A 22,297-nucleotide genomic window follows, 5' to 3' on the forward strand; every position below is an offset into this window, starting at 1 on the left:
GGAACATGCTGAAGCCGTTCAAAAGACAGAGGCTGGGTGACATCCTGCTGGAGCAGGGGGCGCTGACCAACGATCAGCTGGCCTACGCGCTGGACAAGCAGCAGAGCACCAAGGAGCGCCTGGGGGCGATCTGCATCGCCGACGGGCTGATCACCGACGTCGCGCTGGCGCAGGCGCTGGCGCTCCAGTTCGGCCTGGAGTTCGTCGACCTAAAAGGTGTGCGCCCGGACGAGTCGCTGTTCAACGTGGTCCCGCCCGAGGTGATGTTCCGCTACCACTTCGTCCCCCTGGAGTTGCAGGGCGACCTCCTGGTGGTGGCCATCGCCGACCCGACCGCCGTTTTGCAGCTGGACGAGATGTCGCTGCTCCTGGAGCGGCCGCTCACCTTCAAGGTGGCCGCCGAATCGGAGATCGCCCAGCACCTGAAGCGGGGCGAGGGGACCAGCCGCGTCCTGAAGGAAGTCTCCGAAGACTTCATGCTGCAGCTGGTGACCGAGACCGACAAGGGGGAGGAGATCCTCTCCGTCGAGAACGTCTCCGCCGACACCAGCCCCATCATCAAACTGGTCAACTCCACCATCCTGGACGCCCTGACCCGGCGCGCCTCCGATATCCACATCGAGACCGCCCAGGAAGGGGTGATCATCAAGTACCGTATCGACGGCGTGCTCTACAAGGCCACCGACCCGATCGACAACCACTTCCAGGGGCCGCTCATCTCCAGGCTCAAGGTCATGAGCGAACTGGACATCTCCGAGCGGCGCATCCCGCAGGACGGCAGGTTCAAGGTCAGGATCGGCGCCAAGTCCATCGACTTCCGCGTCTCGATTATGCCCAGCGCCTTCGGCGAGGACGCGGTCATCCGTATCCTCGACAAGGAGAGCATCGCCAGCGACCTGCGCGGTCTCACCCTGGAGACGCTCGGCATGGCGTCCCACGAGATCAAGCGCTTCAGAAAGATGATCAAGGAGCCCTACGGCATGGTGCTGGTCACCGGCCCCACCGGTTCCGGCAAGACCACCACGCTCTACGGCGCGCTCACCGAGATCCACACCGGCCTGGAAAAGATCATCACCATCGAGGATCCGGTCGAGTACGTCCTCTCCGGCATCACCCAGATCCCGGTCAACGAGAAGAAGGGGCTCACCTTCGCCCGCGGCCTGCGCTCCGTCTTGCGCCACGACCCGGACAAGATCATGGTCGGCGAGATCCGCGATTCCGAAACCGCCCAGATCGCCGTGCAGTCGGCGCTCACCGGCCACCTGGTGTTCACCACCGTGCACGCCAACAACGTCTTCGACGTCATCGGCCGCTTCACCCACATGGGCATCGACCCGTACAACTTCGTCGCCTGCCTGAACTGCGTCATGGCGCAGCGCCTGGTGCGCAAGATCTGCCCCTCCTGCAAGAAGGCGGTCACCGTCTCCGACGAGGAACTGCGCGAGTCGGCCATCGACCCGGAACGGGCCCGCGGGCTCACCCTGTACGAGGCGCGCGGCTGCGACGACTGCAACGGCACCGGCTACCGGGGGCGTTCCGCCATCGTGGAGCTGCTCGATTTAAACGACGAGATCCGCGAACTGATCATCTCCAAGGCACCCATCGCCGCCCTGAAAAAGGCCGCCAAGGCGGCCGGGACCATGTTCCTCAGGGAATCGGCCGTGGCCAAGGTGCTGGCCGGCGAGACGACGATTAAGGAGATCAACCGTGTCACCTTCGTGGAATAGGTGCCAGATATGCTAATGTCCCGCAAAAGCCTCGGGCTCGAGCTCTCGGCCGCCGGGTTCAGTTTCGCCTTGGCCAGCGGCGGCAAGATCCCCACGGTCGAGGCGGGGCTCACCCTGCCGTTCGCGCCGGGCCTTTTGACCCTGTCGCGCCGCGACCCCAACGTCACCGACGCCAAGGCCTTCGTCACCGCGCTCAAGGAGGCGCACCTGCGCCTTTTGACCAAGGAGCGCAGCGTCTGCGTGTCGCTGCCGGATGCCGTGGGGCGCGTGGTGCTCCTCGACCTGGAGGCGCGCTTCAAGAACCGCGAGGAGGGGCTGGACGTCATCCGCTGGAAGCTCAAGAAGAGCCTTCCCTTCGACATCAGCGCGGTGCACCTGGACTACCAGACCCTGGAGGAAAAGGAAAACGGCGCCGTGTCGCTGCTGGTATCCCTGATTTCCCGGCCGGTGGTGCAGCAGTACGAGGAGCTCCTCTCCGAGGCGGGACTCGAGGCCAAGCTGATCGACTTCACCTCCTTCAACCTGTACCGCCTGTTCCAGCCCAGGCTCGACCTCTCCGAAGACGGCGCCTTCGTCACCTTTTACCAGGGGGCGATGACGGTGCTGATCTTCAACGGCGGCGTGCTGAGCTTCTACCGCACCAAGGAGGGGGTAGGGGAGGTGCAGAACCTGTTCCGCGAGGTGAACAGCTCGTTCCTGGTCTACGGCGACCAGAGCCCGGGCCAGAGCGTCAGCGAGGTCTTCTGTGCCGCCGCTCCCGGCGACGCCGAGTCTTTCCGCGCCCTGGTGGCCGAGGCCAGCGGGCTGGAACCGGTGCTGCTCGACATGGAGCGCCTGGTCCGGCAGGGCTCGACCCTGGGGCTGGACCGCCCCGGGCTGCATGCGCTGGGCGGCGCCCTGGGCGCCGCGCTGAGGAGCCTGTGATATGAAACTGACCATCAACCTGGCTACCAGGCGCTACGTGAACCTGCCCCAGCTCAACGCCATCCTGACGGCCTCCTTCGTCATCCTGGCGCTGCTGCTGGTTTACCTGGTGCGCGAGGTGGCCAACAACCAGGTCGAGATCAACAAGATCAAGAGTGAAAGCGCCGCCGCGAGCCGCGGTCCCGCCGGTGCGCCCCCCGTCCCCGCCGAGCAGATGAAGGCGCTGGAGACCAGGATCGCCTTCGCCAACACGCTCATCGACCAGAAGTCGGTGAACTGGCTCGGGCTTCTGGACAAACTGGAACTGGTGGTGCCGGCAGGGGTGGCGTTCACCCAGGTGGAGCCCTCTGCGCTGGACCCGCAGTCCCTGAAGCTGGCCGGTGTTGCGCTTTCCTTCGCCGGTCTGCGCACGCTGTTGGAGAACATGGAGCAGTCCCCAAACTTCTCGGAGGTGTTCCTGTTGAGCCAGACCGATGTCAAGGTCGGCAAGGATCAGAAGGGCTTCGGCTTCTCAATCTCCTGCAAGGTCAGTAAACGATGAACTACCAGATGCTACTCGACATGATCGCCGTCCGGCGCAAGTCCTTCGCGTTCATCGCTTTCCTCGCGCTGCTCGCCCTGGGGGTAGGGTTCTACGTCTCCGCCTATCAGAAGCCTGAACTGGAAAAGGTCCAGCAGGCCTGGTTCGCCCAGCGCGACTCCCTCGCCCGCGGCGAGACCCAGGCCGATGCCACCAGGTACCAGCAGGGGATGCGCGACCTCGAGGAGTTCCGCAAGCACCTCATCGCCAAGAAGGAACTCCCCGCGCTGTTGGGGCGGCTCTACGAGACGGCGAAGAACAACTCCCTGGCCCTGACCGGCATCTCCTACAAGCCGGGCAAGGAGAAGGTCAAGGGGAGCCGCGTGATGACCTACGGCATCTCGTTCAACGTGACCGGCAAGTACGGCGCGCTGAAGAGCTTCCTGGGCGACCTGGCGCGTTACCGGGAAATGCTGGTCATCGAAAGCATCTCCCTGAGCAACAACAGTCCGACCGAGGAAAAAGTGAACCTCAGGGTCGTAACCACGGTTTACCTGACGGAGGGGGCATGAATCGCCAGAAACTAGCGCTTTTCGTGCTGCTCGTCGTCTTCGTGGGGGCCGTGATCTACGCGGTGATGCGCTCTCCCCGGCAGCAGCAGGTGGCCACGCTCAAGAACCAGCCCGGCGCAAAGGCAACCGTGCTCAGGAAGAAGCCCGATCTTGCCCCGAAAACGGCAGCGGCAGCGCCTGCTGCCGGCGTGGTCCATCTCGAGCTGCTGCAGCAGGAGAAGCCCGGGTTCAGCGGCTTCAGGCGCAACATCTTCTCGCCCATCTTCAGGGACGAGCAGAAGCTGTCCGCCCTCAAGCTGCCGCCGCCTCCGCCGCCGCTCAAGAAACTGCCCCCCTTGCCCGAGGCAGTGCCGGTGGCGCCGCCGGTGCCCCCGCCGCCTCCGCCGCCGACCCAGGAACAGCTGGACGAGGCCGAACTGGGCAAGTTCGTGTTCATCGGCTTCCTGAAGAAGGGGACGGAAAGGACCGTGTTCCTCTCCAAGGGGGGCGAGATCTTCCTGGCCAAGAAGGGGAGCCAGGTGGGACCGCGTTTCCTGGTCTCCAACGTCACCGACGATGCCATCACCATAAAGTCGATCCAGACCGACCGGCAACTGGTGATTCCGCTGGTAGAGCACAGGTCGCTCAGCGTGCGCCGCCCCGGCATAACTCCCAGGCCTTAAGGAGCAACTTCATGCATAGACTAAGATCGATCTCAACCCTGATGCTGCTGACCGTGGCGCTCTCCGGCTGTGCGGCGGGGCGTACCGCGTTCAGCAAGGCAGAGCAGCTCGAGCGCGAGGGGAACCTTGACGCCGCGGTGGTCAAGTATGCCGAAGTAGCCTCCAAGCACCCCGAGGTCGGCGAGTACCGGGTGAAGCTGATCAACGTCACCCAGGCGGCCGGCAAGGTGCATTTCAGGAAGGGTGAGGCGTTCTTCGAGAAGAAGAATTATGACGAGGCCCTCAGGGAGTTCCAGACTGCCTACGCCATGGATCCGACCTACGTCGAGGCGAAGTCCCGTGCGGACCATACGCTCAAGCTCAGAAACGCCCAGACCTACCTCCTGGAGGGGGCGGACTTCGAAAAGGACCACAAGCTGCGCGAGGCGATGACCGCCTACCAGCACGTGCTGCAGTTCGAGCCGGGCAACAAGGCCGCCCGGGAAGGGCTGGACCGCATTCTGGCGGGGAAGAAGCAGAAGCTGGACGGCTTCGAGCTCAACCTGAAGTCGACCAAGCCCATCACGCTGAAGTTCAAGGACGCCAAGCTCAAGGACATCTTCAACATCCTCACCCAGCTCTCCGGGATCAACTTCGTCTTCGACGAGGGGGTGAAGGACGTCAACGTCTCGCTGCACCTGGAGAACGGCAGCTTCCAGCAGGCGATGGAACTGCTGACCGGCATGCATAAGCTGGAAAAGAAGGTGCTCAACGAGAGCACCATCATCATCTACCCCAAGACCCCGGACAAGATCAAGCAGTACGAGGAACTCTTCGTCCAGACCTTCTACCTGAACAAGCTCGACGCCAAGAAGGCGGTAAACCTGGTGCGCACCATGCTCCAGGTGAAGAAGATCTACGTCAACGAGGAGGCCAACGCCCTGGTGATCCGCGACACCCCGGAAGTGGTCGAGGTAGCGCGCAAGATCCTCGAGGCCAACGACGTCCCCGACGCCGAGGTGCTCCTCGATGTCGAGGTCTTCGAGCTTTCCAAGGCGGGGAGCGAGACCTTCGGCCTGGCCCTTTCCAGCTATGCCGCCTCGCTTGGGGTAACCGGCCCCCAGGGCAAGTTTCTCTCCGATGCCCTGAGCACCACCACGACCACGTCTACCACCGGCGGTACCACCACCACGGTAGCCGACGTCAGCAACCTGCTCAACGTTTTCAGGGTCAAGGGGTACAACGGCTACCTCACCGTGCCGACCGCCACCTTCAACTTCGGAAAAACCCTCTCCAACGGTGAGACGCTGTCCAACCCGAAAATCAGGGTGAAAAACCGTGAGAAGGCGAAGTTCAACGTCGGTACCCGCGTGCCGATCACCACGACCTCTTCCACCTCCACCGGCACCAGCGTCAACGTCCAGTACGTGGACGTCGGGGTCAAGGTGAACGCCGAGCCGACCATCCAGTTGAACAACGAGGTCTCCATCAAACTCGGTCTCGAGGTGAGCTCCATCCTCGGGAGGGAGAAGGTCGGCACCGACCAGGCCACCACCGTGGTCACCATCGGGACCAGGAACCTCGACACGGTCCTGTCCCTGAAGGACGGGGAGACCAGCATCATCGGCGGCTTGATGCAGAAGAACGACACCGACAGCAAGAAAAAGGTGTTCCTGCTGGGAGACATTCCCGTGCTGGGCACCCTCTTTTCCAGCACAGGCAAGTCTAACGACAAGAGCGAACTGTTGCTCGCCATTACCCCGCGCATCGTGCGTGGCGTGACCGTGCCGGACACCGACGTGGCGGCCTTCTGGTCCGGCCGCGAGGACGAACCGTCGACCAACAAGCCTTACCAGTCCTTCATAGAGCCCGAGTTCGCCGATACGGCCGCTCCGGCCAAGGCCGCCCCCGCCAAGGCGGCGCCGGCTAAGAAGCCCGCACCCGCTCCGGCTGCCGTTCCGGGCGCTGCCCCTGCTGCTGCTCCTGCCACTGCTCCTGGTGCGACCGCGCCTGCGGGAGAGGTCCCTGCCGCAGCGGGTGCTGCCGAACCGGCACCCGCCGAGGGGGAAGCCGCTGTCGAGATTCCCGCCGAACCGGATCCGGAAGCTGCCGCCATCCCGGCTGAAACCGCGACTGCCGCGGAACTGGGGGCCGCCGCCAACGCTGCCGCCGCTGCCGCTGCCGCCGCCCCCAAGGCTCCGGCGCCGGCAAAGCCGGTCCCGCCGGTCCCGCTGGAGAAGGGCCTGCTCGCGCTCAGCCTCCCCTCGTCGGTGAAGCTGAACGACCAGTTCGCGGTGCAGATCAACGCCTCCGGGATGAAGGACCTGGAAAAGGCCGTGCTGGTGCTGAGCTACGACCCGAAGATCCTCGAGGTGGTGGCGCAGACCGAAGGGGCGATGCTCAAGGAGAACGGCAAGCCCTCCACCTTCCAGTCCTTCGCCGACAAGAAGAAGGGGGAGATCTGGATGTCGGGGAGCAAGACCGAGGGGGGAGTCGGCAACGGCGTGCTGGCCCAGGTCACCTTCAAGGCGATCGGGCAGGGGAGCACCCCGCTTTCCTTCTCCAACACCAGCTTCACCCAGAAGGGGGGAGCGCAGATCGCCGTGACCCCGTTCAAGTCGGTAGTGGAGGTAAAGTAGCCCTCGGGCTCATGCCGCAATGTGGAAGATCCTCAAAGATAACAGCGGGCTCAGCCTGATCGAGATGGTGGTGACCATGGTCATCCTCACCATGCTCGCCTCGCTGATCGTCCCGTCGGCCCAGATGGCCTCCAAGCGGACCAAGGAGCTCGAGCTCAGAAGGAACCTGCGCGAGATCAGGACCGCCATAGACGAGTACAAGAAGAACTACGACAAGGCGCTGTCGGACCAGAAGACGGTACAGGTACTGAACGCGACCGGCTACCCCAAGACCCTCGACCTGCTGGTGGAGGGGGACGATTTCGGCGGCTTGGTCAAGGAGAAGAAGAAGTTCCTGCGCCGCATCCCCAGCGACCCTTTCTACAAGGCCCAGGAGGGGGATCCCAAGTGGGGGATGCGCTCTCATGCCGACGAGCATGACAGCACCACCTGGGGGGGCGAGGACGTCTTCGACGTCTATTCGCTGAGCAACGGCGTCGCCATCGACGGCACGAAATACAAGGACTGGTGAACCTCATGTTGAAGAGGATACTGAAAAGTCAGCGGGGCTTTACGCTAATAGAGCTGATGATAGTGGTCACCATCATCGGCATCCTGGCGGCCATCAGCGCGCCCAACTACCAGTGGGGCATCATCAGGGCACGCGAGGCGGTGCTGCGGGAAGACCTGTACACCATGCGCTCCACCATCGACCAGTACTATGCCGACCAGGGGAAGTATCCCGAGACGCTGCAGGAACTGGTGGACAACAAGAACAGGTACCTCCGGGAGATACCCAAGGATCCCTTTACCAAGTCCAAGGACACCTGGGTGGTAACCGCGCCTCCCGCGACCGAAACCCCCACCGAGGGGGGCTCCAGCGGGGTCTACGACGTGCACAGCGGCTCCACGCTGGTCGGCAGCGACGGCAAACCGTACAACGAATGGTAGTCACGAGGCATACAGAGCGATGATCCAAATGCATAACGTTTTCATGTCGTACCCGCCGGAGTCGAGCGCGCTGGCCGATATCAACCTCAAGATCCCCAAAGGGGATTTTGTTTTTTTGACGGGGCAGTCCGGGGCGGGCAAGTCGACGCTCTTGAAACTGATCTACGCCGACCTCACCCCCACCCGTGGCCAGGTGCTGATCGACGGGGTCAACCTGACCCGGCTCTCCCGCTCGCAGGTCCCGCTTTTGCGCCGCTCCATCGGCGTCGTGTTCCAGGACTACAAGCTGCTTCCCAACCGGACCGTGCTGGAGAACGTCGCCATCACCCTGGAGGTGTTGGGATGGGGCAAGCGCGACATCGGCAAGAAGGTGTACCACATCCTGAAAAGGATGGGGATCGAGGACAAGATCAACGCGACGCCGCTGAGGCTCTCCGGCGGCGAGCAGCAGCGCGTGGCGCTGGCGCGCGCCCTGGTGAACGACCCCAAGATCCTGGTGGCCGACGAGCCGACCGGCAACCTCGATGACGAGAACAAGGAGGCCATCCTCTCCATCTTCAAGGAGGCCAACAACCGCGGCACCACCGTGGTGGTGGCCACCCACGACCGCCGCGTCATCGAGAACTCCCACCGCAGGGTGATCAGGCTCGACAAGGGGAGCATCGTCCATACTCCGGATTTCATGGTCGCAGGGGTGACCGGCTCCGCAGGTGTCTGTCCCCTTGAGGAGGTGCCCGATGTCCAGGGCTAACAAGGGGGCCGTGCGCCCGAAGCTGGAGCAGGAAGGTTTCTTCGGCAGGCTCTCCTATTTCACCAGCCGCGCTCTCGCCAACCTGCGCCAGAACGTCTTCGTCAGCGCCGTCACCGTGGGCACCATCGCGCTGGCGCTGTTGATCGCCTCGCTGTTTCTCCTGGTCTACGTGAACCTGGAGGGGATGGCGGAAGGGTGGAGCGACAAGGTGCAGGTGACCGCCTACTTCGACCAGGAACCCGCGCCGCTCGCGGTCGCCGCCATGAAGGGGAGGGTGCAGGCGATTGCCGGCACCGCCAAGGTCGTCTTCGTGAGCCAGGCGGAGGCGGAGAAACGGCTCAGAAGCCGCCTGAAAGGGCAGGAGTCGCTGCTGGAGGGGATCTCTCCCGACGTGCTCCCCGCATCGCTGGAGATCAGGCTGGACCGCGACCACCGCGACACGGACGCGGTTGCCGCCTACGTCAAGAAGCTCAAGCAGATCCAGGGGATCAGCGAGGTCCAGTACGGCGAGGAGTGGGTGAAACGCTTCAACTCCTTCATGAACCTGTTCCGGCTCATGGGGGCGCTTCTGGGGAGCTTCCTGACCATCACGGTGCTCTTCATCGTCTCCAACACCATCAAGCTGACCATCTACGCCAGGAAGGACGAACTGGAACTGCTCGGGCTGGTCGGGGCGACCCGGTTCTTCATCAAGGCGCCCTTCCTGATCGAGGGGATCCTGCAGGGGGCCGCGGGAGCGGTGATCTCCCTTTTGGCGCTTTTGGGGTGCTACTTCGCCTTCCTGAAAAACGCCGGCGACTTCCTCGGCATCAATCCGGCTTCGGCCGGGCTCTCCTTCCTTCCCGCCACGCACCTGGCCGGGGTGGTTCTGGGAGGGGTGCTGCTCGGCTTCATCGGCAGCGCGACCTCGCTCAAGAGGTTCATAAACGTCTAGCATGCGTCAGCTTACCGCCACAATCCTGCTCGTTTCGGCCCTCCTGGCCCCCGCGCTCTGCCGCGCCGGCGCCAACGAGGAGCTGCAGAACATCAAGAAGCAGATCAAGGAGAAGAACCGGCTCATCTCCAAGACCCAGAAGGTGGAGACCAAGGTCTCCGGCGAACTGGTGCAGATCCAGAAGTCGCTCGCCGAGAAGCAGTCCAGCCTGACCGCCCTGGGGCGCGACCTCGCCGGCGTGGAAAAGGGGATCGACAGGACCCACGAGGACATCGAGCACGAGCGCCAGGAGGCCGAGCGCAAGAAGGCGCAGATCAACCGCCGCATGGCCGCCCTCTACAAGGGAGGCGACACCGGCAACCTGCGCGTTTTCTTCTCCTCGGAATCCTTCCCGCAGATGAGCGAGAACCTGCGCTACATGCGCAGCATCCTGGAGAACGACAAGAAGCTCTTCCAGCAGTACAACGAAAACCTGGAGCGGCTGAACAAGCTCAAGGAGCGCCTGGAGCAGGAGGCGGTCAAGAAGGAGGGGCTGCGCCGCTCCATCGAGGCGAAAAAGCGCGAGATCGAGCAGGAGAAGAGCCGCAAGGCGACCTACCTGGTCAAGGTGCGCCAGGACAAGCAGAGCTACCTCGCCTCGCTCAAGGAGCTGCAGGCCAACGCGAGCCGCCTGCAGAGCATGATTCAAAGGCTTGAAGCGAAAAGTAGAAAAGCGTATAGTTCAAAGACTCGCCCCGGCAAGGCAGCAGAACCGGCCCGGCCCGGCGTGACCGCCAAGGCCACCCCGGTCCCCAACCAGGGGCTGGGCGCCCAGAAAGGGCGGCTCTCGCTGCCGGTGCGCGGCAACATCGTCGACCGTTTCGGAAGGCATAAACACCCCGACTTCGATTCCTTTACTGTCAGTAACGGGATCTCCGTGGCAGCCCCCGCCGGCAGTGCCATTCATGCAATCTATGACGGTGAAGTGATTTTTGCCGACTATTTCAAAGGCTATGGTAATATGATCATCGTCGATCACGGCGAAGGGTTCTTCAGTCTCTATGCCCACGCCTCGTCCATAGCCAAGAGAGTCGGGTCCAAGGTGTCGAAAAACGATGTCCTTGCCAGCGTGGGCGACCTTGACTCAACCAAGGGTCCCATGCTCTATTTCGAGATCAGATACCAGGGAAAACCGGTAGACCCGTCCCCCTGGTTCAGATAAGCAGGGTATCGCAACACATTTCCAGGGAGGCACAATGTTCAAGGGCAGCAAATTCAAGAAGACAACCCTGTTTGTCACTACCGTTGCACTGCTGACGCTCGTCATCGCGTTCGGCGTGCAACGCAGATGCGCCGCCCAGGGCGGCGGCAACGACTACCAATCCATCGAGCTGTTCACCGACGTGCTCGCCATCGTCAAGAAGAGCTACGTCGAGGAAGTGGACACCAAGAAGCTGGTGTACGGCGCCATCAACGGCATGCTGACCTCGCTCGACCCGCACAGCTCCTTCATGCCCCCCGAGACCTACAAGGAGATGAAGATCGACACCAAGGGCGCCTTCGGCGGCCTGGGCATCGAGATCACCGTCAAGGAAGGTATCCTGACCGTCATCTCCCCGATCGAGGACACCCCGGCCTTCAGGGCAGGGATCAAGGCGGGCGACCAGATCCTCAAGATCGACGACAAGTTCACCAAGGACCTCACCATAACCGACGCGGTGAAAAGGATGCGCGGCGTGAAGGGGACCAAGGTCACCCTGACCATCATGCGTGAAGGGTTCGAGAAGACCAAGGAGTTCGTCCTGGAGCGCGACATCATCCAGGTCAAGAGCGTGAAGTACAAGGTACTCGACGACGGCTACGGCTACATCCGCATCGCCCAGTTCCAGGAGAAGACCGACGACGACCTGGAGAAGGCGCTTCAGGCCCTGCAGGCGGACAAGAAGCAGCTGAGGGGCCTGGTGCTGGACCTCAGGAACGATCCCGGCGGGCTCCTGGACCAGGCGGTGCGCGTCTGCGAGCACTTCACCCCGGAAGGGAAGCTGATCGTGTACACCGAGGGGCGCGAGAAGGACTCCCAGATGCGCTTTACCTCGAGGAAGAGCCACAAGCAGGGCGAGTACCCCATCGTGGTGCTGATCAACAGCGGCTCCGCCTCCGCCTCGGAGATCGTGGCCGGCTGCCTGCAGGACCACAAGCGCGCGGTCATCATGGGCACCCAGAGCTTCGGCAAGGGTAGCGTGCAGACCATCATCCCGCTCTCGGACAACTCGGGCCTGAGGCTCACCACCGCCCGTTACTTCACCCCGAGCGGCCGCTCCATCCAGGCCAAGGGGATCACCCCCGACATCGTCGCCGAGCGGGTCGAGATTGCGGCCAGCAGCGAGAAGAAGGAAGGGATGCACATCCGCGAGAAGGACCTCGAGAACCATTTCGAAGACAAGAAGGACGAGCAGGACGAGAAGAAGGCGAAGCCCGCTCCCTACAAGACCGACGAGATGATCAAGAGCGACTCGCAGGTGCTGCGCGCCCTCGACCTCCTCAAGGGGTGGGACATCCTGAAGAGCATGGGCAAGCTCCCCTCCTAAGGAGGGGGCGGTTTGAGGGGACTGGCTCCGCCAGGTGCCTGTCCCCTTAGGTCAGACGGAAAGAGCAGTAAAGAAAAGGGGTGGCCGCGCGGCCGCCCCTTTTCTGTTTGCAGCCCTCTCCCAGGGGGAGAGAGGATGTGGTTGAAGAGCCGACGGGCCGGCCTGCTTGACAGCCCCCGAGGGGATCAGTAAAGTAAACCGGTCCGTTGCGGCAGTTATCCCCCCAGCCCCGAGGTCACCATGATCAGGCAGACTCGCTGTCCCTGGTATTGGCTGCTTCTTTCCCTCCTGCTGATGGTTTCGGCTACCCCTGCCTTCGCCCTGCCGACCCTCACCATATCCTCGCCGGCATCCGACGGCGTCTTCGTCCTGCGGGGCGACCAGATGGACGGCGTGGCAGGGCTCGACCTCTCCATCGGCTACGATTCCGCCACCCTCGCCAACCCGCGGGTCTCCATCGGCAAGATGGTGCAGGGGATGATGAACGCCGCCAACCCGGGCAACCCGATCCGGCTGGCCATCGTCGGGACCAGCGGCCTCAAAGGTAGCGGCGTCATCGCCAGTGTCGCCTTCGACCGGACCGGCACTTCCCCCGGCGTGGTCACCCTGGTCACCGGTACCCTTATCGACGCCACCGGCAAGAAGCTCGCCATGGCGCAGCCGGTCATCGTCAACCCATCGGCCGTGGTGGCCGCGGATGACGGCGGTGCGGGCACCACGCCGATCGGGCAGGAGGGGCGGGGGGACGCCGTTTCGGCAGGGGGGAGCCCTGTGACGACGCGTCCATTGATGGTCGGAGGGACCGTGACCGTGCCCGGGCAGGAAACCGCGACCGGACAGGACGGGGCGCCGGCTAAGGAGATCGTGGTGCCGGCCGAAGTGCAGCTGCCGGCGCAGGGAGTGCCCCCGGTCAAGAAGCGGCTGCGGACCAAGAAGGCGCAGGTGGAAGGTGAGGAGCCGCCGCTGGACCGTGAGGAGAACCCGCCCCCGCCGGAGCAGGAGGCCCCGACTCCCCCAGAGGCGCCCGCGCCCCCGCCGCAAGTGACCCCGCCGGTCGCCATCACCAGCGTGCTGGACCGGTTCAAGTCTTTCCAAGGGGAGCGCACCCCGGCGAACCTGATGACCCTCTTTGGCCAGGATGCGGCCGTGTACCGTCAGATCCCGGCGGTGGCCATCGCCGACGGCAAAACGACGGTGACGCTGGTCATCACCATGGTGACCGGCGAGGCCACTCCCAGCTTCACTTTCAGCGGCTGCACCTACGTTTCGCACCGGCGCACCGAGGCCGGTTGGGAAATACAGGCCAGGCCGAAGCGGGACGTGGTGAGGGCGGACGTCACCATGCTCTACAGCGGTCTGAAGCAGGAGTTCCCGCTCACGGTGGTGCCCAGGGTCGCGCTGGTGCCGGGGAAGCCGCGACCGGTCAAGGAGTCTGATTTCCAACGTTTCCTCAACGAGCGGGGCACTGCGACGCGTCCCCGTTTCGACCTCAACAAGGACGGCCGCCGCGATTACGTCGACGACTACATCTATGCGGCCAACTACCTGGTGCGTACCGGTCTGCAGGCGCCTTAGGCCCCGGGCCGGCATGGTGGCTCGCTGAGCGGCGATGCCCTCTTCGACCGAATCGAGGAGGGCATTGTCGTGCAGGGGAGCAGGGTCGGCAATGAGTTTCTGTTGCCGCCAAGGCGGCGATCGGGTATACACGATGGGCCGCGGATGAAAGCGCTTTTGAACGGGAGGAGCCGATGCTCATGCTCAAGGACAAAAGTCTATTCCACCAGCTTTGCTTCATCAACGGCGCCTGGACCGGGGCCGACAGCGGCGAGACCGTCGAAGTCCTCAACCCCGCCACCGGGGAAAAACTGGGCACTGTTCCCAAGATGGGGGGCGCCGAGACGCGCCGCGCCATCGAGGCGGCCCATGCCGCGCTGCCGTCGTGGCGCGCGAAGACCGCCCAGGAGAGGTCAGTCATCATCAGGCGCTGGGCCGACCTGCTGCTTCAGCATCAGGACGACCTGGCCGTGCTGATGACGGCGGAACAGGGGAAACCCCTGGCGGAGGCCCGCGGCGAGACGGTCTACGCCGCCTCCTTCCTGGAATGGTTTGCCGAGGAGGGGAAAAGGGTCTACGGGGACGTGATTCCCTCGGATCAGGCCGGCAAGCGGATCGTGGTCCTCAAGGAGCCGGTCGGCGTCTGCGCCGCCATCACCCCCTGGAACTTCCCCTCCGCCATGATCACCAGGAAAGTGGGGCCGGCACTGGCGGCGGGATGCACCATCGTGGTGAAACCTGCCACCGCGACGCCGTACTCCGCCCTGGCCCTGGCGGTGCTGGCGCAGCGCGCCGGCCTCCCCGACGGCGTCTTTTCCGTGGTTACCGGCTCCGCGGCGGCAATCGGGGGGGAGATGACCGCCAACCCGCTGGTGCGCAAGCTTACCTTTACCGGGTCTACCGAGGTCGGCAAGAAGCTGATGGCCCAGTGCGCAGGGACGGTCAAGAAGGTCTCCCTCGAACTGGGCGGCAACGCCCCCTTCATCGTCTTCGACGACGCCGATCTCGATGCGGCGGTTGAAGGGGCGCTGATCTCCAAGTACCGCAACACCGGCCAGACCTGCGTCTGCACCAACCGCTTCCTGGTGCAGGAAGAGATCTACGACCGCTTCGCCGACAAGCTGGCGCAGGCGGTCGCCCAACTGAAGGTGGGGGACGGGCTGAAGGGTGAGACCCAGCAGGGGCCGCTGATCGACATGGCGGCGGTGGAGAAGGTCGAGGAGCACATCGGCGATGCCCTGGCCAAGGGAGCCCGGGTCGTCTCCGGTGGCAACCGCCATGCCCTGGGAGGGTGCTTCTTCGAGCCCACCGTCCTCGCCGACGTGACCCCGGAGATGCACATTGCCCGGGAGGAGACCTTCGGGCCGGTGGCGCCGCTGTTCCGCTTCAGGACCGAGGAGGAAGCGATACGTTTGGCCAACGACACCGAGTTCGGCCTGTGCGCCTATTTTTACAGCCGTGGCGTCACGCGGGTCTGGCGGGTTGCCGCAGCGATCGAGGCCGGCATCGTCGGCATCAACACCGGACTCATCTCCACCGTGGTGGCGCCCTTCGGCGGCATCAAGGAATCCGGCATTGGCCGGGAAGGTTCCAGGTATGGCATCGAGGAGTTCCTCGAGATGAAGTATCTCTGCCTCGGCGGCATGTGATAAATGAGAAATACTGACAGACGTTACTCCTCCCCCTGGAGGGGGGAGGTCGGGAGGGGGGGACTCCATGGCTTTTCCCCCTCCCTGGCCCTCCCCCTCCGGGGGAGGGGACTTTGGGACAGTGTATGACGAACGTTACCACCTACAACGACGGCAAAGTGCTGCGCGGCGAGATCGACGTGGTGCGGGAATTCCCCCTGGTGCTGCGGGTCAACGACCGTGAACTGGTCACGCTGATCGCCTCGCCCCACGACCTGCGCTTCCTCGTGGCCGGCTTCCTGCGGCTGCAGGGATTCGTCTCGCAGGTGGACGACTTCCTGGTGTTGAGCGTGTGCAACGACTACGGCATCGCCAACGTCCGCATCAAAGGGGAGATCCCGGCCGAACTGAAACCCGTCTTGACCTCCGGGTGCGGCACCGGCGTCACCTTTTCCCTGCCGGAAGCTGCCGGCGTGAAGGAAGGGGAGGCCAGGGGACAGGTTCCCGTCGCGGCCGTCTTCGAGCTGATGAAGCAACTGGCGCTGCACTCCACCAGCTACAAGAGCCACGGCGGCGTCCACTCCGCCGCGGTCGGCGCTCCGGACGGAACGCTGGTCCTGCACGCCGAAGACCTGGGCAGACACAACACCATCGACCGCCTCGCCGGGGAGGCCTTGCTGAAGGGAATCCCCCTCGCCGGCACCATCCTGGCCACCTCCGGCCGTGTCTCGGCCGAGATGGCCGCCAAGGCGGCGCTGCTCGGCATCGCCGTCATCGTTTCCCGCACCTCTCCCACCGATATGGCCATCCGCATCTGCGACCAGGCCGGCATCACCCTGGTCGGCTACCTGCGCGGTACCAGGTTCACCGCCTACACCCATCCTCAATACATTTTATTTCCTTAATGCTTTCTCTTTTCTCACAGTGATCGAGCCGCACTGATTCCAGCTAAAACGCCACAGTAACAGCTCTTTCGAGACGGATCTGCGCCATTTTACAGGTGCTTTCAATAATTGACAAAGCAGGGTAAAAATTGTATACAGTATCCGTTCAAATGTAGCATCAGCTGACAGAAGAGTTTTGATAACTTCCGTAAATAGCTGCACATTATCTAGGAGGAATCATGATCGAAGCGTACCTGAAGCAAGAGGCAGAAAGAACGGCACTCGGTATCCCTGCGAAGCCGCTCGACCCTGAGCAGACCGCGGAACTTTGCAAACTGTTGGAAGCACCCCCGGCAGGCAAGGAGGAGTTCCTGCTCCACCTCCTGAAGGAAAGGGTTTCCCCGGGCGTTGACCCGGCGGCCGAAGTGAAAGCCGGTTTCCTGGCAGCCATCCTCACCGGCGCCAAGAAATCCCCGCTGGTCTCCAAGAAAGACGCGGTCCAGATCCTGGGCACCATGCTGGGCGGCTACAACGTGGCCCCGCTGGTCGCAGCCCTGAAAGACGCCGAGGTAGCCGACGAGGCCGTCAAGGCACTCTGCGGCACCACCCTCGTGTACGATGCCTTCGATGATGTGCTCGAACTCTCCAAGTCCAACGCCGGCGCCAAGAAGGTGCTCGAGTCCTGGGCTAACGCGGAGTGGTTCACCTCCAAGCCGGGCCTGCCGGAGACCGTGAAGGTGAAGGTCTACAAGGTCGACGGCGAGATCAACACCGACGACTTCTCCCCGGCGGGCGACGCCTGGAGCCGTCCTGACATCCCGCTGCACGCGCTGGCCATGGGCAAGACCCGCTTCCCCGATGGCAACGCCACCATCGCCAAGTTCAGGGCTGACGGCTTCCAGGTTGCCTTCGTGGGCGACGTCGTCGGTACCGGTTCTTCCCGTAAGTCCGCCTGCAACAGCGTGCTCTGGCACATCGGCCAGGACATCCCGGCGGTTCCCAACAAGCGTCGCGACGGCATCATCATCGGCGGCGTCATCGCCCCGATCTTCTTCAACACCGCGCAGGACTCCGGTGCGTTCCCGATCAAGACCGACGTGACCAAGATGAAGACCGGCGACGTCATCGTGATCAACTCCAAGAAGGGTGAGATCACCACCGAGGGTGGCGAAGTTCTCTCCACCTTCACCGTGGCGCCCAACACCCTGTTCGACGAGTTCCGCGCCGGCGGCCGCATCCCGCTGATCATCGGCCGCGCCCTCACCGACCGTGCCCGCAAGGCCCTCGGCATGGCTCCGACCGACGTCTTCACCCTGCCGGTGAACCCGGTTGCCAAGCCGGGCCAGGGCTACTCCCTGGCACAGAAGATGGTCGGCCAGGCCTGCGGCGTTGCCGGCGTCCTGCCGGGCACCGCGTGCGAGCCGAAGATGACCACCGTCGGCTCCCAGGACACCACCGGCCCGATGACCGCCGACGAACTGAAAGAGCTCGCCTGCCTCAAGTTCCAGGCGCCGATGTTCATGCAGTCCTTCTGTCACACCGCTGCTTACCCGAAACCGGCCGACGTCAAGATGCACAAGACCCTGCCGCAGTTCATCATCGAGCGTGGCGGCGTGCCCCTGAAGCCGGGCGACGGCGTCATCCACTCCTGGCTGAACCGTCTGCTGGTTCCCGACACCGTCGGTACCGGCGGCGACTCCCACACCCGTTTCCCGATCGGGATCTCCTTCCCGGCAGGTTCCGGCCTGGTCGCCTTCGCAGGCGCCCTCGGCTTCATGCCGCTGGACATGCCTGAGTCCGTACTGGTCCGCTTCAAGGGCAAGTTCAACCCGGGCATCACCCTGCGCGATGCGGTCAACGCGATCCCGTACTGGGCGATCAAGCAGGGCCTCCTTACCGTGCCCAAGAAGAACAAGGTCAACATCTTCAACGGCCGCATCCTCGAGATGGAAGGTCTTCCGGAGCTCTCCGTCGAGCAGGCCTTCGAGCTGACCGACGCCGCTGCCGAGCGTAGCGCCGCCGCCGGCTGCATCAAGCTCTCCGAGGAGTCGGTAGCCACCTACCTCCGCTCCAACGTGGCCCTCATGAAGCAGATGATCGCTGACGGCTACCAGGATGCCCAGACCCTGCAGAACAGGATCGATGCAGCCAACGAGTGGCTGAAGAATCCGAAGCTGCTGTCCGCAGACGCCAACGCCGAGTACGCCGCGGTGATCGAAATCGACCTCGCCGAGATCACCGAGCCGATCCTCGCCTGCCCGAACGATCCGGACGACGTGAAGCTCCTCTCCGAGGTTGCCGGCACTCCGATCCAGGACGTGTTCCTCGGTTCCTGCATGACCAACATCGGCCACTTCCGCGCTGCCGGCGAGATCTGGAGGGGCCAGAAGTTCAACCCGAACGTCCGCACCTGGATCTGCCCGCCGACCCGCATGGACCAGGCCAAGCTGAAAGACGAGGCATACTTCTCCGTCTACAGCGCCATGGGCGCACGCGTCGAGATCGCCGGCTGCTCGCTGTGCATGGGTAACCAGGCACGCGTGCCCGACGGGGTCAACATGTTCTCCACCTCGACCCGTAACTTCGACGACAGGATCGGCAATGGCGCCAAGGTATTCCTGGGCTCCGCAGAGCTCGGTGCCGTCACTGTCAACATGGGCAAGCTCCCGACCCCGGCCGAGTACCTGGCCGTGTACAAGGAGAAGGTCGAGCCGAACAAGGCCAACGTGTACAAATACCTCCAGTTCGACGAGATGTAATCAGAGCTGGCAGTAGCGCTGCAGTAAAAAAGGCCCGCCGGGAAACCGGCGGGCCTTTTTGCGTTTTCTTGTCTGACCAGTCCGACCAGTCCGACTGGTCAGAGTCCGACTTAAAGCAGTGCCTTCAACTCCGCGATGAGGTCGGCCAAGAGGTCGTACCCCCCCTGCCAGAAGCTCGGGTCGCTGAAGACGATGCCGGCGGGTGCGAGGGTGTCGCCGGGGGACTTGGAGCCGCCGTCGGCGAGGATGTCGCGGTAGATGGGGACGAAGCTCTCCCGTTCCTTCAGGTAGCGCTGGAACAGGGACAGCACGACGAGCTCCGCGCAGGTGTAGGAGTAGCAGTAGAAACGGGCGTGAATGAAGTGGGAGATGTAGCTCCAGCCGTAGCGGTACGGCTCGATCATCTCGACGGCGTCGCCGTAGAGCTTGGCGTTCTCCCGCCACCACAGGTCGGCGAGTTCGTTGGCCGTCAGGAGCCCGTTGACGCGCTCCAGGTGCATGCGTTCCTCGAACCTGGTAAGCACGTTCTGGCGGAAGGTGGTGGCGATGATGTCCTCGATCTTGGCGCACAGAAGCGACTTCTTCACCTCGACGTCGGTCTCCCGCTCCAGGAGCTGGCGGGTCAACAGCATCTCACCGAACACCGAGGCGGTCTCGGCAAGCGGCAGCGGCGGGTGGTAGTTCAGCATGGTCTGGCGCTGGGCGAGCTGGTAGTGGATGCCGTGGCCGACCTCGTGGGCGATGGTGGCCACGTCGCGCAGGTTGCCGGTGAAGTTCAAAAGGAGGTACGGCGGGAGCGACGGGGTCATCCCCATGCAGAAGGCGCCGCCGCTTTTGCCGGGACGCGGCAGCACGTCCACCCGCCGCCCGGTGAAGAACGAGTCGGCCAGCTGGGCGAATTCCTCGGAGAAGCCGCGGTAGGCCTCGACGGTCATGGCGCGCGCCTCTTCGAAGCTGTACTTGCGGTCGCTTTCAGTGAGCGGCGCGTACACGTCGGTGTTCTTCAGCTTGGGGATGCCCAGCAGCTTCGCCTTGAGGCGGAAATACTCCTGGGCCAGCGGGTAGTTCTTTTCGGAAACCTGCATCAGGCTTTCCACTACCTCGTTGGGGATCTCGTTACCCAGGTTGGTCGGTTCCATCGGATGGCTGTAGTTTCTAAGCTCCATCTCCTGGGAATGATCGAGGGCCACGTTGTTGAACACCGCCGAGTAGAGGATGCTGTGCTCCTCGTGCTTTTTCAGGAAGGTGCCGAAGGCCCGCTCCCTGAGCTCCGCGTCGGGGTGGTGCAACAGCGCCAGCAGCTCCTCTCCGGTCATCTCCCGGGGCTCGCCGTCCATCTCCAGGGTGTAGCGCAGCGACGCGGAAACCTCGTCGAACAGGCGGCAGAAGGCCTGCACGCCGGTGAGGCTCTTCTGGGTAAGGAGGCTCTCCTCGCGCTCGGACAGCGTGTGCTTCTTGAACTTGCGCAGCACCGCCAGGAAGTGCCGGTAATTGGCGAGCAGGGGATCCTGCAGCAGTCGCTGGAAAGGTTCCTCCTCCATCTGGATGATCTCGAGATCGAAGAAGAGCAGTTCGCGCCCCATGGCGTTGCCGAACTCCTGGGACTTCTGGGAGAGGCGCTTGTGCAGATCGCTTTCACTGTCGGCGGCGAAGAGCAGGTGAGCATAGAGCTGCGGCACGGTGAGCTCTTCCTGGACTTTCTCATAGCTTTGCAGCGCCTCGAGCAGTTCTTGGGCGGAGAGGGCGGCGACCTTGCCGCGGTAGCGCTCCCTGAATCCGGCAACATGTGCCGTGGCGTCTTCGAAGGCTTGGGTCAGTTCCGGGGCGGAAGGGGAAGGGTAAAGTGGTGTGGTATCCCAGTTGAGATCGCTGCTCATTGTTCCTCCTGACAGTCGTGGATTGTTCAATGATTTCGAGTGAATGGAACCGATAGTAATGCATGGGGTGCATGGTGTCAAGGAAGGGGGGTGCCTATAAGCTGTCCGGTTCGGCGGTGGTCGCGGCTCAAGCTGCCTTGACAACCAAGAGGGGTGCGATAGAACTAGCCAATGTTAAAAAAATATAATATGCAAAGGGTTAGCCGCCGACTGTTCTTCCGGGATGGAAGCGGATGCCTCCGCTTCCGCAAGTGGTTCCTCTGTCAACCGCTAGCAGGCGAGGATGGACGTCATGAAAAAGCGTCAGGTAGTTGAAGATGCGGCTTGCCGGCCCCCTTCCGGGAACGGCAACGAGTCCCACCCCGCCGGGTGGATGGGTGCTCAATGCGTGGTACTGCAGCGGCTTTTTTCCGGCCGCAACGACGTGGCCTTGTCAGGTGGGCAGCTCGCGCCGGGCGGCGAGACCGCCTGCGGCATGGCGGGGGTCGCTTCCGGGCAGATGACGCTCAGGGAAGCCCGGGACAGGGTGGAGCGCTACATGGTGCACGATGCCATTGAGGCCTCGGGAGGGAACATGAGCAAGGCGGCCGAGGTGCTCGGCGTCAGCCGTCCCGCCCTCTACGACCTCGCCAAGAAGTACGGGTTGTGCCGGATCAAACCCCGCGACTAGTGGCAAGTTCCACGCACATGCCGCCGTCGCGCGGGATCAGTTCACTGAAGTAATGAATGGAGTGAAAACTCTCCGATTGAGCCGGCGTCGCCGTCGAGCTGAAGCGTCCGACGTGGATCAGGTAGCGGATGCCGAAGCGGCGCGCGGTCTCCAGGTTGGTCTCGCTGTCCTCTCCCAGCATGGTCCGTTCCGGATCGTAAGACACCTTCTGCTGCAGCTTCCCCCAGAAAAGCGGATCCTCCTTGGGCAGCCCCAGGTCGTGGGCCGAGATGATCCCGTCGAAGTAGCTCCCGATCCTGGTCAGGCGCAGTTTGATGTTGAGGGTCTTGCTGTGGGCGTTGGTGACCAGGTAGATCTTCTTGCCGTGCTGGCGCAGGAAGAGCAGGAACTCGATCACGAAGGGGTGCACCGCGATCAGGTGGTTCACCTCCTCCTTGAGCACGGGGATGTCGAGCCCGAGTTGCGCCGACCAGTAGTCGAGGTCGGTCCAGTTGAGGGTCTGCTCCTGGGAGCGGAACATGCGGTGCAGCTTCTCCTGGGCGGCGTGCTCGCTGATGCCGTTTTTTTCGGCGTAGCGCTTGGGGACGTGTTCGAGCCAGAAGTGGTCGTCGAAGTGCCGGTCCAGCAGGGTGCCGTCCATGTCGAGGTGGACCGTGTCGATGAGGTTCCAGTCTACTTTCAGGGGGGGGAGGGGCATGGAGGGGTTCTCTTTTTTTGGGG

Annotated in this window: 19 protein-coding genes; 17 read left to right on the top strand and 2 right to left on the bottom strand. The window is 63.4% G+C overall.

The window, feature by feature from the left end; all coding sequences use genetic code 11:
* Positions 1–5 precede the first annotated feature (5 nt).
* The 16 genes from H7687_RS15485 (at position 6) to acnB (ending at position 19,030) form a co-directional block, all read left to right on the top strand.
* The gene (locus H7687_RS15485; RefSeq protein ID WP_183348997.1) at positions 6–1,727 is read left to right on the top strand and encodes a GspE/PulE family protein; all 1,722 of its coding nucleotides are present in this window, start codon (positions 6–8) and stop codon (positions 1,725–1,727) included.
* Positions 1,728–1,742: 15 nt separating this feature from the next.
* Entirely contained in the window at positions 1,743–2,651 is a 909-nt protein-coding gene (gene pilM / locus H7687_RS15490) for a type IV pilus biogenesis protein PilM (RefSeq protein WP_246404935.1), read from the top strand.
* A gap of 1 nt (position 2,652) precedes the next feature.
* Entirely contained in the window at positions 2,653–3,192 is a 540-nt protein-coding gene (locus H7687_RS15495; RefSeq protein WP_183349001.1) for a PilN domain-containing protein, read from the top strand.
* Positions 3,189–3,743: a type 4a pilus biogenesis protein PilO gene (gene pilO, locus H7687_RS15500; protein ID WP_183349003.1), complete on the top strand. Its 555-nt coding sequence runs from the start codon at positions 3,189–3,191 to the stop codon at positions 3,741–3,743. Before H7687_RS15495 ends, pilO begins: the two co-directional genes overlap by 4 nt.
* On the top strand, positions 3,740–4,405 hold the full coding sequence (locus H7687_RS15505; RefSeq protein WP_183349005.1) for a type II secretion system protein PulP: 666 nt from the start codon (positions 3,740–3,742) through the stop codon (positions 4,403–4,405). The genes pilO and H7687_RS15505 overlap by 4 nt, the downstream gene beginning before the upstream one ends.
* 11 nt (positions 4,406–4,416) lie before the next feature.
* Positions 4,417–7,023 (top strand): secretin GspD/PilQ domain-containing protein, encoded by a 2,607-nt coding sequence (locus tag H7687_RS15510; protein ID WP_183349007.1) that lies wholly within the window; start codon positions 4,417–4,419, stop codon positions 7,021–7,023.
* A gap of 19 nt (positions 7,024–7,042) precedes the next feature.
* Positions 7,043–7,534, top strand: a complete 492-nt coding sequence (locus H7687_RS15515; RefSeq protein WP_183349009.1) for a type II secretion system protein — start codon at positions 7,043–7,045, stop codon at positions 7,532–7,534.
* A gap of 5 nt (positions 7,535–7,539) precedes the next feature.
* The gene (locus tag H7687_RS15520) at positions 7,540–7,953 is read left to right on the top strand and encodes a type IV pilin protein (protein ID WP_183349011.1); all 414 of its coding nucleotides are present in this window, start codon (positions 7,540–7,542) and stop codon (positions 7,951–7,953) included.
* A gap of 19 nt (positions 7,954–7,972) precedes the next feature.
* Positions 7,973–8,704: a cell division ATP-binding protein FtsE gene (ftsE, locus tag H7687_RS15525; RefSeq protein WP_246404937.1), complete on the top strand. Its 732-nt coding sequence runs from the start codon at positions 7,973–7,975 to the stop codon at positions 8,702–8,704.
* On the top strand, positions 8,691–9,638 hold the full coding sequence (ftsX, locus tag H7687_RS15530) for a permease-like cell division protein FtsX (RefSeq protein ID WP_183349013.1): 948 nt from the start codon (positions 8,691–8,693) through the stop codon (positions 9,636–9,638). The genes ftsE and ftsX overlap by 14 nt, the downstream gene beginning before the upstream one ends.
* 1 nt (position 9,639) lies before the next feature.
* A complete protein-coding gene (locus tag H7687_RS15535) occupies positions 9,640–10,839 on the top strand; it encodes a murein hydrolase activator EnvC family protein (protein WP_183349015.1) in 1,200 nt (399 codons plus the stop codon).
* A gap of 34 nt (positions 10,840–10,873) precedes the next feature.
* Positions 10,874–12,205: a S41 family peptidase gene (locus tag H7687_RS15540; RefSeq protein WP_183349017.1), complete on the top strand. Its 1,332-nt coding sequence runs from the start codon at positions 10,874–10,876 to the stop codon at positions 12,203–12,205.
* Positions 12,206–12,445: 240 nt separating this feature from the next.
* Positions 12,446–13,780, top strand: coding sequence for a cohesin domain-containing protein (locus H7687_RS15545; RefSeq protein WP_183349019.1), 1,335 nt, complete (start codon positions 12,446–12,448; stop codon positions 13,778–13,780).
* Between the two features lie 173 nt (positions 13,781–13,953).
* A complete protein-coding gene (gabD, locus tag H7687_RS15550; protein WP_183349021.1) occupies positions 13,954–15,408 on the top strand; it encodes an NADP-dependent succinate-semialdehyde dehydrogenase in 1,455 nt (484 codons plus the stop codon).
* A 125-nt stretch (positions 15,409–15,533) separates the two neighbouring features.
* The gene (gene fdhD / locus H7687_RS15555) at positions 15,534–16,292 is read left to right on the top strand and encodes a formate dehydrogenase accessory sulfurtransferase FdhD (RefSeq protein WP_183349023.1); all 759 of its coding nucleotides are present in this window, start codon (positions 15,534–15,536) and stop codon (positions 16,290–16,292) included.
* A 218-nt stretch (positions 16,293–16,510) separates the two neighbouring features.
* Entirely contained in the window at positions 16,511–19,030 is a 2,520-nt protein-coding gene (acnB, locus tag H7687_RS15560; protein ID WP_183349025.1) for a bifunctional aconitate hydratase 2/2-methylisocitrate dehydratase, read from the top strand.
* 110 nt (positions 19,031–19,140) lie between these two features.
* On the opposite strand, the gene H7687_RS15565 is transcribed toward acnB, so the two are convergent.
* Positions 19,141–20,907, bottom strand: coding sequence for a M3 family oligoendopeptidase (locus tag H7687_RS15565; protein WP_183349027.1), 1,767 nt, complete (start codon positions 20,905–20,907; stop codon positions 19,141–19,143).
* A gap of 292 nt (positions 20,908–21,199) precedes the next feature.
* Between H7687_RS15565 and H7687_RS15570 the strand changes: the two genes are divergently transcribed.
* A complete protein-coding gene (locus H7687_RS15570; RefSeq protein ID WP_246404939.1) occupies positions 21,200–21,577 on the top strand; it encodes a helix-turn-helix domain-containing protein in 378 nt (125 codons plus the stop codon).
* On the opposite strand, the gene yrfG is transcribed toward H7687_RS15570, so the two are convergent.
* The gene (gene yrfG, locus H7687_RS15575) at positions 21,561–22,274 is read right to left on the bottom strand and encodes a GMP/IMP nucleotidase (protein ID WP_183349031.1); all 714 of its coding nucleotides are present in this window, start codon (positions 22,272–22,274) and stop codon (positions 21,561–21,563) included. The two genes, H7687_RS15570 and yrfG, sit on opposite strands and share 17 nt — an antisense overlap.
* Positions 22,275–22,297: the final 23 nt, after the last annotated feature.

Source organism: Geomonas paludis, from assembly GCF_014193585.1.
Classification (GTDB): domain Bacteria; phylum Desulfobacterota; class Desulfuromonadia; order Geobacterales; family Geobacteraceae; genus Geomonas; species Geomonas paludis.

What these genes read in the sequence shown, in the direction of transcription:
- H7687_RS15515 (WP_183349009.1), top strand. Translation starts at nt 7,043, where the DNA reads ATGTGGAAGATCCTCAAAGATAACAGCGGGCTCAGCCTGATCGAGATG.
- ftsE (WP_246404937.1), top strand. Translation starts at nt 7,973, where the DNA reads ATGATCCAAATGCATAACGTTTTCATGTCGTACCCGCCGGAGTCGAGC.
- pilO (WP_183349003.1), top strand. Translation starts at nt 3,189, where the DNA reads ATGAACTACCAGATGCTACTCGACATGATCGCCGTCCGGCGCAAGTCC.
- H7687_RS15540 (WP_183349017.1), top strand. Translation starts at nt 10,874, where the DNA reads ATGTTCAAGGGCAGCAAATTCAAGAAGACAACCCTGTTTGTCACTACC.
- H7687_RS15520 (WP_183349011.1), top strand. Translation starts at nt 7,540, where the DNA reads ATGTTGAAGAGGATACTGAAAAGTCAGCGGGGCTTTACGCTAATAGAG.
- H7687_RS15545 (WP_183349019.1), top strand. Translation starts at nt 12,446, where the DNA reads ATGATCAGGCAGACTCGCTGTCCCTGGTATTGGCTGCTTCTTTCCCTC.
- acnB (WP_183349025.1), top strand. Translation starts at nt 16,511, where the DNA reads ATGATCGAAGCGTACCTGAAGCAAGAGGCAGAAAGAACGGCACTCGGT.
- H7687_RS15535 (WP_183349015.1), top strand. Translation starts at nt 9,640, where the DNA reads ATGCGTCAGCTTACCGCCACAATCCTGCTCGTTTCGGCCCTCCTGGCC.
- H7687_RS15505 (WP_183349005.1), top strand. Translation starts at nt 3,740, where the DNA reads ATGAATCGCCAGAAACTAGCGCTTTTCGTGCTGCTCGTCGTCTTCGTG.
- H7687_RS15485 (WP_183348997.1), top strand. Translation starts at nt 6, where the DNA reads ATGCTGAAGCCGTTCAAAAGACAGAGGCTGGGTGACATCCTGCTGGAG.
- yrfG (WP_183349031.1), bottom strand. Translation starts at nt 22,274, where the DNA reads ATGCCCCTCCCCCCCCTGAAAGTAGACTGGAACCTCATCGACACGGTC.
- H7687_RS15570 (WP_246404939.1), top strand. Translation starts at nt 21,200, where the DNA reads ATGAAAAAGCGTCAGGTAGTTGAAGATGCGGCTTGCCGGCCCCCTTCC.
- ftsX (WP_183349013.1), top strand. Translation starts at nt 8,691, where the DNA reads ATGTCCAGGGCTAACAAGGGGGCCGTGCGCCCGAAGCTGGAGCAGGAA.
- H7687_RS15495 (WP_183349001.1), top strand. Translation starts at nt 2,653, where the DNA reads ATGAAACTGACCATCAACCTGGCTACCAGGCGCTACGTGAACCTGCCC.
- H7687_RS15510 (WP_183349007.1), top strand. Translation starts at nt 4,417, where the DNA reads ATGCATAGACTAAGATCGATCTCAACCCTGATGCTGCTGACCGTGGCG.
- fdhD (WP_183349023.1), top strand. Translation starts at nt 15,534, where the DNA reads ATGACGAACGTTACCACCTACAACGACGGCAAAGTGCTGCGCGGCGAG.
- pilM (WP_246404935.1), top strand. Translation starts at nt 1,743, where the DNA reads ATGTCCCGCAAAAGCCTCGGGCTCGAGCTCTCGGCCGCCGGGTTCAGT.
- H7687_RS15565 (WP_183349027.1), bottom strand. Translation starts at nt 20,907, where the DNA reads ATGAGCAGCGATCTCAACTGGGATACCACACCACTTTACCCTTCCCCT.
- gabD (WP_183349021.1), top strand. Translation starts at nt 13,954, where the DNA reads ATGCTCATGCTCAAGGACAAAAGTCTATTCCACCAGCTTTGCTTCATC.